General features: G+C 61.6%; 5 protein-coding genes and 1 pseudogene. All 6 read right to left on the bottom strand.

The genetic code is table 11. The annotated features are described in order from the left end of the window. Window positions 1–7: 7 nt before the first annotated feature. Entirely contained in the window at window positions 8–745 is a 738-nt protein-coding gene (locus CKO23_RS07270; RefSeq protein ID WP_200329553.1) for an ABC transporter permease, read from the bottom strand. Beyond that, window positions 742–1,659: an ABC transporter ATP-binding protein gene (locus tag CKO23_RS07265; RefSeq protein WP_200329551.1), complete on the bottom strand. Its 918-nt coding sequence runs from the start codon at window positions 1,657–1,659 to the stop codon at window positions 742–744. Before CKO23_RS07265 ends, CKO23_RS07270 begins: the two co-directional genes overlap by 4 nt. Window positions 1,660–2,166: 507 nt before the next feature. Continuing rightward, entirely contained in the window at window positions 2,167–2,277 is a 111-nt protein-coding gene (locus tag CKO23_RS26690; protein ID WP_369407999.1) for a helix-turn-helix domain-containing protein, read from the bottom strand. A 683-nt stretch (window positions 2,278–2,960) separates the two neighbouring features. Next, window positions 2,961–3,476: an REP-associated tyrosine transposase gene (locus CKO23_RS07250; RefSeq protein WP_200329547.1), complete on the bottom strand. Its 516-nt coding sequence runs from the start codon at window positions 3,474–3,476 to the stop codon at window positions 2,961–2,963. 404 nt (window positions 3,477–3,880) lie between these two features. Next, window positions 3,881–11,443, bottom strand: a complete 7,563-nt coding sequence (locus tag CKO23_RS07245) for an NHL domain-containing protein (protein WP_200329545.1) — start codon at window positions 11,441–11,443, stop codon at window positions 3,881–3,883. 552 nt (window positions 11,444–11,995) lie between these two features. Next, window positions 11,996–12,213: pseudogene (locus CKO23_RS25285) on the bottom strand (sulfur globule protein CV3); the annotation flags it as partial.

Below are 12,213 nucleotides of genomic sequence, written 5' to 3'. Positions count from 1 at the left end.
GAGTCCTTCATTGCAGACGGCGATTACTGAGTCGGCGGTGAGTCAAGGCCAGGAAGAAGGCGATGAAGAGGAGAAAATAGGCGATATCGCTCAGGCGCACCGCCCCCAGGAGGAACCAGAAGAGGTGCTCATTCCAGGACAGCCAGCCGAAGAGGGACAGGTCCTGGGCCGCGAGCGCATCCGCGCGCCCGATGATCGAGAACAACAGCAAGATGCCGAAGGCCACCAAGACAGCCGCTCCGGGCTGAGCCGTGAGGCTCGATGCGTAGAGACCCACCGCGCAGAACATCAGCCCCGCCAGCCAGAGCCCCAGGGTACCCGCCGCCAGCTGGCCCAGATCCAGCGTCGTGACCCCGCCCAAAATCACCAGGTTGACCACGGGAAGCAGGCAGAGCGGTGTGATCAGGATCGCGAGCCCCAGGAGTTTGCCCAGCACCACCTGAACCAGTCGCACTGGCGCCGAGGTGATGAGATCGAAGCTCCCATCCCTGAGCTCGCCGCTCAGCACGCGCATCGCCAGCAGCGGGGCCGCCAGCATGGCGATCACCGCGGCGAAGGCGAAGAGGTTCATCGACAACTCTTGGGTGAGCGACGCGCCGCGCTCATCGGCGCCCAGGCCGCTGAAGTCCTCGATGACCTGAAGGAAGATCCAGGCCAGCACGATCTGACCGACGCCCAGAAGAACCCACAGCAGCGGCGTCACCACCCCGCCACGCACCTCGCGGCCCGCGATGGCAGCGATCATGTCGTCTCCTCCACACCGATGAGATCGAAGAAGACGCGTTCCAGATCGCTGCGCTCCGGGACCAGCTCCAGGAGGTCGAGACCCGCTTGCACGATGTCGCGCGCCAGGTCGGCCGCGGTCGCCGTATCGGCCAGGTCGATCTGGAAGCCTTCGCTGCCGATGGCCACGGCCCCCGCCACATGCGGAAGCTCGGCGAGCTGCTCGGCATGCGTCTCGCCACCGATCTTGACGCGCCAGACAGTGCCCGCCGGAGTGTCGGCCAGGTCGGCATCCAGTTGGACTCGCCCCTGGTGCAGGATCACCACCCGATCGCAGACCGCTTGGACCTCGGGCAACAGATGACTGGAGAAGAGGATGCCGCAATCCGTCGCCAGCTCGCGAATCAGGCCGCGCAGCTCGCGCATCTGGAAGGGGTCCAGACCCTCGGTCGGTTCGTCCAGGATGAGCACCCTGGGACGATGAAGGATGGCCTGCGCAATGCCCAAGCGCTGGCGATAGCCTTTGGAGAGCTTCGCGATGAGGCGCCTGCCACTGTCCTCGAGCCCGCAGCGTGCCTTGGCGGCGGTCACCGCCTCAGCGATCTCGATGCTGGGCAGGCGCCGCAGGCGGGCGCAATAGGTCAGATACTCGTCGACCCGCAGCTCCGGATAGAGCGGCGGACGCTCGGACAGGTAGCCGAGAAAACGCTTCGCTTGAAGCGGCTGGCGCGCGAGGTCGATGCCCGCGATCTCGATCTGACCGGCCGTCGGCGCGAGCAGACCGCTCAGCACACGCAGACAGGTCGTCTTGCCCGCGCCATTGGGTCCAAGCAGTCCCAGCACCTCGCCCTTACGCAGGCACAGATTGACGCCGGACAGGGCCAGATGGCGTCCGAACCGCCGGCTGAGATCGGTCACGCGAACGAGTGTGTCCATGGAGGCGGGAAGATAACCGGTCTGGGTCTTCTTGCCAAACGCGCAAGCCGCCCGGCTCAGAAGTTGTCTGAAAAACTCTACCGTCGCGACACCGCGGAGCGGCGTCGCGAGAGGGTTTTCAGACACCTTCTCAGGCTGATTTCAGGCGTCTGGAGTCTTGCTGGGTCCTCTCGATGCGTGCTCTCGTCATTGCCCGAGACCGCTCAGCCTGTCCGATGGTGATTCGGAAAGGATTCGACATCGCGACCAGGCTCTGGCGCCAGGGTTTACCAAGATCGCCGGTTCCCGATGCGCTGTCGTGCTCGCCGTCGCGTTCTTAATTCTACTTTGTTAGATTAGAATATTTCTGATGTATTTGATCTATAAAGGTTAATCTAGATCGCTCGCCTGTTCATTGGGGTCGTAATGCGTGCAAAAGAGGCGTTTGCGCCACCGGGAGCAGACGGATTGCCTGGTCACACAGAGTGACCTTCGCTAAATCAGGCGCATAAAGGTAACAAAGTAGTATTAAGGTGCGTAGCACTTGATCTTGTACCAGAGTGCCCGCCCGCTGATCTCCAGGAGCCGCGCCGCGGCGGCCTTGTTGCCCTCCGTGCGGCGCAGCGCTTCCTCGACCAGGTTGGCGGGCAGATGCGTGGGGCGCTAGGAACCGACTGGCTGTACGGGACGGACTGGAGAGAAAAAGTATCGCACTCACAGGGAGAAGGCTTGAAACTTTAGAATATGCTTATATTCTAACGTTAGATCATTTTCCTACTCGGAGCTATTCCATGCACACGAACCGCTATCTTGTGAGTATTCTTGTGATGTCCTTGTACTCCATCCCTCTCCTGATCGTACTCGGAATCCTTGGGCATACACTCGCAGGCACCCTGGGATCCGGGATCGCCGTCGGTCTCTTCGTCCTCGCCCTGTTCACTGCCTTGTTGCCGAAGGAACGTGCAGCGGTAAAGGCTGATTGACGGTCGCCGTTTCACAGCGCAAGGACGCGCATTTCTCGCGAAACGTCACTCCCTCCATGGCCGCTGAGTGCTGCTTCATGTGCGTCCGTGACTCATGAAACGGGAGCCAAGGGCACCTACGCAGTCGTTTGAGACTCTTACAGGAGACTCAAACCTTCCATGATGTGCAACAACCCGAGACCTGAACCTTATCTTCCCGGTCACTTGTCATCCAAAATTCGGGGACGCTGAACACGGCGAAAAGTGGGCGATTTCGACAGCCTAGGGTGATACGACATGCCAAGGTCAAACCAAACCGCCAACCTCGGTGGTTGCTAGGCTGGCTATCGGAGTTCCACCCTACGCGGGCTTGCGATCGTCGGCGCCCCAGTCGGGCACATAGAGGCCGGCTCTCGCCGCCCGATGGAAGGTCGAGTAAGGCCAGTCGCGGGCGAAGGTGACGTAACCGTGCTTCACCGGATTGAAGTGGACGTAGTCGACGTGCCGGGCGTAGTCGATGTCATTGCGAATGGCGTGCTCCCAGAAACGCCGTTGCCAGATCGCCCGCTCCCCACGCGACACGCGGGTCGGGGAGCGCCGTTCGGTGGGCGGGATGGCGCGGACGAAGCGGATCTTGATCGCCTTGATGCGGTTCGAGAAGTCATCGTCGCCTTCGGGCAGAGTGATGACGCAATGCATGTGATCCGGCAGCACCACCCAGCCGTCGATGTGAAACGGACGCTCGCGCCGAGTCAGGCGCAACGCCTCGCGCAAGGCATCAATGTGTCGCACCAAGAGATCCGAGCGCCGTTCCAGCAGATTGATGGTAAAGAAAAAGGTCCCTCCTCGAACCCGATAGCGGCGATAGTTTGACATCCCCGCACCCCCGCTCCATGTCGACAAGCAGCCGCGTAGGGCGGATGCCCGATAGGGCGATCCGCCATTCCAACGTCAGACCAATCCGCCGACGTTGGTGGATCCCGATTGGCTACGCGGTTCCGTTCCCACCGCGATTGTGTCGACCGCGACCGCCGTCTCATCGAAAGCTTCATGTCATGCCAACGTTGGACGAGATCGCCAACGGCGGTGGATCCCAATTGGCGGAACCTCCTATCGGAGTTCCGCCCTACGCGGGCTACGCGGGCTCTATCGTACACCCAGAGTTGTGTGTAATGGGATGCGTTGGACGAGATCGCCAACGGCGGTGGATCCCAATTGGCGGAACCTCCTATCGGAGTTCCGCCCTACGCGGGCTACGCGGGCTACGCGGGCTTACGCGTTCAACGCGAGCAGTCGCACTTGGAAGTCGGGCCACCAAAAGCCTCATCGATTTTCATTGCCGTAGTTAAGAAACCTGCTCCTGGGGTTATTATACCACTACCTCCACCAACCGGAGACGCCTCGTCGGGAAGTAGTTTTTCCCCAACACCTAAACCAATACCAATCACTTTTCCAACTTTAGGGCCAGGGCCGCCTCCAACAAGTGGCGCTATTTTCTCGGCAGCTTTCCCGATACCAATCGATCTACAATACTGCTCGCAACCATCTGGATCATCGCCTGGACACTTCCCATTTGGGTCTATGTAATTAATAGGATCATTTGACACATAACCAATTAAATTAGCACTCAGCCCACTAAAACCAATCGGGTCTTTAGACTCCCATCGCCCAGGGATAGAGGCATAATCCCTCGCCCCAAACCTCACCAGGCCGGTATCTATATCATACAACCCCCCAGCAAACCCAAACGGCTGAAATCCTGGATTGGTATCAGTCAGCACATTCCCAAACTCGTCATACGCCATCTCCTGCGCCACCGTATTGGTCGCCACATCCACGACAAATCGCGGACTCCCAAGATGGTCCTTGACAATCCGATAGGTCGAGCCACCCCTGACCATGTAGTCCGGCACATTGACGCCATCACCATAGACAAACCGACTGACGATATTTCCGCTGCCATCCAACTCGGCAATCGGGCGTAGCCGCTCCTGCCATAGGAAACCCTGCACCAGAACGCCGTTCACCTTCTTTCCAATCCGGCGGTTTTGACCATCGGTGAGGTAGTCGATGACAGTTCCACCAGGCAACACGACCTGCTTCAGGTTGCCCAGTACATCATAGTCATATTGGGTGACTTGACCGTTGTCGTCCTTGCTCGCCATCTCCCCATTCGCGGTATAGCTGTAGCTCACTCCGTCGTAGGTCAGGAGCCGATCCTGGGCATCGTAAGTCCCGGTTTCGGTTCCGCTCGGAGTAGACCGGCTAAGCCGGTTGCCGTTGTCGTCATAGGTATAGGTCGACTGAACGACGCTGTCCTTCTTCACCTCTACCAAGCGGCCAGCCCTGTCATAGCGGTAGTCGTAGACCTGCTCCAAGGCACCGCGTGTCTCACGTTTCTGCGTGATGCGTCCGAGCTTGTCACGGGTGTAGCTGATCTCGATGAGCGATCCCGCCCCGGATTCGGCGCTATAGCCAGCGAGGCCGCCGAAGTCGTCATAGGCATAGCGATCACTGACCGAGCCCAGTGCCGTACCGGTCAAGAGGCCATGCTGGGCATCACGCGTCAGCGTGAGGTCCCCGGCTTGAATCAGCAGACTGTCTGCATCGTAGCCATAGGCGATGGTATCCGCGCCGTCGAGCGTGATGGACGAGATTCGGAAGTCTGTGTCATAGCCAAAGCCAACGCGACCGTTGACCTCGCCGGTCCATTGCGTTTGGGTGAGTAGTGCGCCGCTGTAGCTATAGATCAGTTCCGCATCCGGGGTCGTGATCTCGGTGAGCTTGCCTGTCGTGGCACGATAACCATAGGTCGCCAGCCTCTGACCCGCTGGCTGCAATTCCAAGGAGGACAAGCGTCCGGCGGCATCATAGTCGATCGTCAAGGTCTGACCGTCCGGACGTGCCACAGAGGTCAGATTCTTGTCGAGGTCATAGGTGTAGACCGTGCTGTTGGTTCCGGCCCCGACGTCTGGCGGGATGTACTCCTCCGTCTGATCGACGGAGGTATAGCGGAAGACGTGGGCGGGCTGCCCCGGCGGTGTGAGCGAGGCTAGATTGCCCTTGGCATCATAGCGATAGAGGATCTCACGTCCATCCGGCAAGGTCTGCGTGGTGACACGCCCGGCCAGGTCGTAGTCGAACTGCACTTGTCGTCCGAGCGCATCGGTCAAGTTTGCCAGATAGCCATCGGCATCGTAGGCATAGGCCAACGTGCGTGCGCCGGCACCGGCACCTTGTGCCAGCGCGGACAGCCGACCCTGCGCGTCGTAGCGCATTTCGACGGGGAGAATGCCCGCGACCTGGATGCTCACGGGACGCCCGAGCGCATCCAGCTCTTGGGTCGTCACGCGCCCGGCCGCCGACGTGGAGGTCGTCGTTCGCGCGCTTGCATCGTACACCACGCTTGAGGCACGACCGTTGACCGTCGAGACATCGGTCAGGGTCGATAGACTTAGAGGGTCAGTTGCGTCGGTGAGGGTCGCCGATCGCGCTCTAGTCTGGGTTGCGGTGAGGCCGCCTGTCGTGACGGCGACGTTCGACAAAACGGGTGCAATGAAATCAAACCGTGGATCAGGCCCGAATTTGTACTGGATGCTGGTTCCGTCGGCTTCGGTGACGCTCGCACTGCCGTCGGTCTCGAGCAGAGTCAGTGTTTCGGTGCCATCGGGCTTGGTCAACAGACGCTCACGAGCGCCTGTGCTCAAGTTGTCAACCGCATAGGTTGTGACGCGATTCTCACCGGTTGCCCGAGTCACCACGTAGCCGGTGTCCGACTCCTGACGTGACAGCGCTTGTGTGCCTCCTGCCGCATTCTCGTCGCGTTCCAGTCGGCCGAGAGCATCGTAAGTGAACTGGGCGGCCTGTCCGTTTGGATCGGTAAAGAGACTCAACAAGCCATCTTCCGTGTAGACCATTCGGAAGTCTTCACCAGCCGGATTGGTTGCGGCCGCAAGATAGCCATTGGTGTCGAGCGACAGCGTAGTCCGCTGCCCGAAAGGCGCGATGAAGGCCGTCGGATTGCCATCCGCATCACGCTCAATCGCAGCGACATTACCGAAGGCATCGGTCATGCTGATCAAGCGCCCGTTAGCATCGTATCCAAAGCTATAGAGGACGGCCTTGGTGAGCGTATCGACCGTCCTGAGATGGCGACCGTTGGCATCGAAGAGATAGAGCTGAGCGCCATCCTCGGAGGCGATCGAAATCGGGGCACCGTCATAGGCGGGAGCAGGCACGCGAATGCGGCGTAAGCGCTTATTGCCCCCATCCGCAATCACAAGGCTTCCATCAGGCGTGACGACCGCGGCTCCCGGATACGTGAATTTCGCGGCGGTTGCTGGGCCGCCATCGCCGGTATAGCCGACAACACCGCCAATGCCGGCGATCGACGTTATGATGCCATCTGGATTGACATAAAGAATCCGCTGATCCCAGTTATCGGCGATGTAAAAGCCACCATCCGGCGCGACCGCAACATCGCTCAGCTCCATGCCAGCGTCGGTCGCCAATCCACCATCGTCGGAGTCGCGATAGTATCGTCTTCCATTGCCGGCCACAGTTGTGATGATTCCATTTGGCGATACTTTACGGATCCGGAGGCGCTCCGCGATATAGATACTGCCATCGGGTCCAACGTCGACACCATAGGGCATCCCTATTTGTGCCTCTTTGGCGGGTCCGCCATCCCCTGTGTAGCCGACGGTTCCCGTGCCAGCCACCGTATAGATTCGACCATCCGGACCAACGCGTCGAATACGGGCGTTGCCGGCATCGGCAATCAACAGACTCCCGTCTGGAGTCACCGCAATACCCGTGGGGGACGAGATCTCTGCGTTCTTAGCAAGCCCGCCGTCACCAGAAAAGCTGGACACACCCGTGCCAGCAACGGTCCAAATGAGACCGTCGCTTCCCACACGCAGAACGCGGTGATGGTTGGTCGCCGACAGATAGACGGTTCCATCTGACCCCACAGCCACATCGGAGACATCCCACAAACGGGCTTCGGTTGCCGGACCTCCTTCTCCGAGATAGCCAAACGCGGGGACTCCAAGCGTTGAGCCTCCAGCAACTGTCGTGACCGAATTATCTGAGTCAACACGAACGACCGTGTCACCGCCTGCAACGTAGAGCGCGCCATTGGGCGCCACCGCAAGCCCGTCGCAGTTGAGAGGGCTTGTTGCAAGAGATTCGATGGCGGTGCTGAGCGAATCGATGACGCGCCTGTCACCAGAGCCAAGATAGAGCGTGCGTCCCAAGGGATCGTACCCATGGTGGACGTCCAGACTCCAGCCAGCGACTCCCATTTGCCGCATATCGATCGTCCCGATCGACGTGTAAGTCTCCTGCCATAGCGTAATCTCTTGTCGACTCGGGTCGCCCGAAATCGGGACACCGTTGCCGTTGTAGCCAAACCGATCCGTCTTCTCATAGGTGCCGTCATAGACGTAACCGACACTAATGGTTGCGGCTTGACTGCCCTGCAGCGTTTGCCCGTAGGCGTTCTTCCCGTTCCAGTTGAATGTTGTCGTTTGATTGGGCTGAGTCGAAAACTCTCCCAAGTCGTATCGAACGCCCGCGACTGTCACGAAGGCTTCGATCCGCTTGAGACTGGCAGGAACACTGTCCCCACTGAGCTGAATGTCGAGTGTGCGTGCCGAGAGCCGACCTGGTACGCGATCGCTGCGATAATTCAGCGATACCCCACTACCGACGAGAGGAACCTGCTCTCCTAGCGTTTGGCTCTCACAACCGATGATGGAACCGGGTTGCTGATTCTCACTCCCTGGGCATGGGCAGGTTGTGCAATTGCTTGGCGGTTCTGGGGGTTCTTTAACGGAAGGAGGCTCTTCCGCATCACCCGGAGGCCCGAACAACCAGTTGAGATCCCACCACGACAGATGCGTCAGCGGAACCCGCCACAGCGTCTTGCCGGCAGTGTACAGCGTCGCTAGGCGCTGCCGCTCGGCATCCGTGATCCCCAAGACCGCGAGCGCAATGGCATCCGCTGCCTGTCCGCTCCCATCGAGATCGAGATCGGCCAATCCGCCGCTGATGGCAAGGATTTGGATGACCCGGCCATTGTCTTCAGCGATCCAGGCAGCCTTAGTGGTGTCGTAATAGCCTGCCGGCACTTCCTCACCGACCGGAAAACCCAGGAAATTGTCGACGTAATAGGGCACCGGCTGGTCAAAGACGACGTCCTGACCGTCTTTCCTGACCGCCGCCTCTTCGACCCCGATGTCTACAGCATAGGTGTAGCCACTGGTCGGCGGTAAGGGGGCTGGCATGCTCTGAGGGCCATTCGCGCCGACGGTGTATTCGGTGATGCTCAGGGTCAAGGTCGAGAGAGGCTCGGTGCTGCCGTCCTCTAGGAACCTGGATGCCTGCGTGCCAGCGGGAATCAGCAAAGTCGCCTGTCGTGTACCATCATCGTCCGTGATGACGCTGCCCTGCGCGACCTGCATCTCCGTGGTGTCGGTCAAGTCGATCCTGGTGACCTTCGCATCCCTGACCACCAGGACGACATCATCGACGATTGCGAAATCCTGCCAAGGCACATCAACCTGCCGCTGCGCTGGGAGATAGCCCGCGCGTGCGTAGTCGATGGTGAGCAGCCCGCCCCCATTCACTGCGAGATCGAACCAGCCATCAGCACGGCTAAGCGTTTGTCCGAATTCAGGATGATCCTTGATGCTGATGGTGACACCCGGCAGTGGTGCGTTGGTTTTGTCCAGTAAACGGCCACGAATCACGGCCGCCTGTTTCGCCTCAATCGTGCCAGGCGCCACTCCGGTCTGCACCGGATTGCTCCCCGTATAGAGGAATTGCGTCGCGACATGGGTCGTGGTGGCGACCGTCGGATCCAGCATCGGCGGATCCTCGGGGGAGCCTTCGCTGTCACTGTCGACGATGACGCTCAGGGTCGCGCTGCTGGTTATGTTCTTGGCGTCGGTGGCGATTAGCCGCACCGCATAGGTCCCGGGCGCCGTGAAGCTGTGCACGATGGACGTGCCCGAGACGTCGCTGTGACCATCATCGTCTAGATCCCAGAGACAGCTGTAGGGTGCGGCCCCGCCGCTGACGGTGCACCTCAGTTGGACCTCCAGAGGGGCATGGCCGCGTCCTGGCGTGGCACGGGCGCTAGCCTTCAGCGTTTCGGCCACAGGTTCCTCGACCGTGACGCTCAGGTTTGTCGTTGCGGTGAGACCGATGCCGTCGGTCACCTTCACGCCGACCGCCTGGGTGCCGATCGTATCGAAGACGTGCGTAAGGCTGCCCGCATAGGCGTCGGCGCTGCCATCGCCGTCTAGATCCCAGCCGCAGACATAGGGGCGTGCCCCGTCGCTCGGCTGGCAAGTGAGCAGGACGCTCAGGGGCGCCGGGCCTTGGCCGGGCGCGGCCGTGGCATGGGCGACGAGCGGCCCGCCGAAGGCGACGGCGCGGAAACGGGCGCCCGCCGCCACGCGGAAGCCGCGCTTGAGCAGGATACGCGGGGCGATGTAGACGACCCGCGCCCCGTTATCCACAAGGACTGCCGTGCCCGCCTCGAGCCGAGTGGCCGGACGGCAGGAGATCTCCTCGCCGGCGCCATACCGACGGTTGTCCAAGCGGGTAACCGTGGTTTCACAGGCATTGGGATTGGTGACGGTTGGGGTGCTGTCCCAGGCATCGGGCAGGCCGTCGGCATCACTGTGCTGGATGGGCGAGTCCGCCGCGTTGGGCGTGGCTTCGGGCACGGGGTCGGCGGCCAAGTTGTCTGTGGCGGTCACTGGGACTGGGCTCGGTTCGATGAGGGTGGTCTCCTCGAGCAGCATGTCGCCAGGGAAGCCTCCCAGATCATTGCCCGCGGGCAGGAGCCACTCGCGCAGGGCCGCGAGCTGGGAGTCGCTGTAGAGGTATACAGCACCGCCCTGCGCCTGCGGGGCGCCGATCAGCAGCTCGGGTAGGCCGTTGCCATCGAGATCGCCGCTGACGACGCCGCTGGCGGACGGGGCGCCGTCGCTGGGGAGCCAGCGCGCACGCATGGGTTCGTCAATGGCCGAGCCTGGCAGGATCAGCAGGCCGTTGGTGAGTCCTACGCCGAGGTCGTCGAAGCCGTCGCCATCAAGGTCGCCCAGATCATGCAGTGTCACCGCCCCCGGCTCGCCCGCCAGGCCCAGGTCGGCGAAGCGCAGGCGCCAGAGCGCCGTGCCATCGCCGGAGTAGGCGAACAGGGCCGTGTCGGCCGCGATCAAGGTCTCGTCCTGGCCATCGCCGTCGCTGTCCCAGCCCAGTAGTGCCTCGCCGAAGCCGGGGGCACTGTCGCGGTAGAGCCCAAGGCGCTCGGGCGCGCTGAGGTCCTGGCGGCGCACCTCGCCCAGCTCGGGCAGGCCGAGATAAAGCGCGTCCCGGTCGGCCATGAGGCTCAGCCGGCTGATGGTCTGAGCTGGTGCGAGCGCGGTGAGGGAGGGCGCCGTCCAGAGCTCAGATCGCCACCCCTCCGAGGTGAGCACCAAACGCTCCAGCCAGGGGGCCTGCTCGGCGATCCCGGCGAGTATCAGCGTGTGCGTGCCATCCGCGTCGTCGAACGCGACCAGGGTATCGATGGGGTGGGCGACGGTATAGGTGGCGCCTTCTCCCGTCTCGGTCGAGCGCCACGCGAGCTGGGTGCCGGCGCTGATCAGGAGTGCGTCTGCTTGCTCGGACAGCGGCCAAAGGTAATGCTCCGCCGTCGGATCGAGCGCGGGCCACTGCCACAGCGGCCTGGCCTGGATGCCACTGAGCAGGTCTTCGGGGGCGTAGGCGAGCACCCCGCGGCTGCCCGCCGCGCCGACGAGGAGCTGTGTCGGCTCAAGCAGCAAGCTCACCCCAAAGCGCTCGGCCTCGGCAGGGGCGCTCAAGCGTCCAAGCGGTGCGTCTCCGCTGACCAGGGCCGAGACCACGAGCAGGAGCGTCGCCACTAATAGGGTGCGGTGCGGGTTCATCCAACGGGACATGGGGGCCAACCTCCTTCTGGCCCGGCATGAACCGGGCATGCGTGATAACAGGGAATACACAAACCGCGCCCATGATGAAAAATCAGCCCCGTCATCGGCAAGCGATATCACTCAGCGTGACTTGACGGTGGTCAAGAATGCAGCGGGATGCGACCCAGACGTTGCCTGCGCGCCGAAGAACGGCTGAAGTTATGTGCTGATCGTATGCCCGGCTGGATTTGGCGAGAGAGCCTGTCTGCTGCAGGGCGACCACGAATATCCAGATGGCCAGCGGAAAGGTACTGGAGCCGACGGAAGCCGCACCCTCAGGCCATCAAGGGTGCGAGAAGCGGCTAGAGTGTTGGGCGCGCTTGCGTGCTTGAGGTCGGAGCTGATCGAATGCCGGGAGGGCATTCAATCAGCTTGTCGCGAATGCCGCTATTTCTCCTTGGCGGCTTCAGGCGCTTTAGGCGTTGCCGGCGCCGCGACCGGTGGTGCATAGAGAGCCGGGAACCCTAGCCCAAACCGGGGATCACCCCAGTAACCGTAGCGATGCCGCAGATAGGGACGCCTCCAGAAGCGGTAGGGGTGATGCCAATAGCCCGGGCCACCCCAATAGCCGGGGTAGCCGCCCCACCAGCCCGGTCCCCACCATC

Source organism: Thiocystis violacea (genome assembly GCF_016583565.1).
GTDB classification, from domain to species: domain Bacteria; phylum Pseudomonadota; class Gammaproteobacteria; order Chromatiales; family Chromatiaceae; genus Thiorhodococcus; species Thiorhodococcus violaceus_A.
Note: the sequence above shows the minus strand (reverse complement) of the source record. Positions and strands in the feature narration are given on the sequence as shown.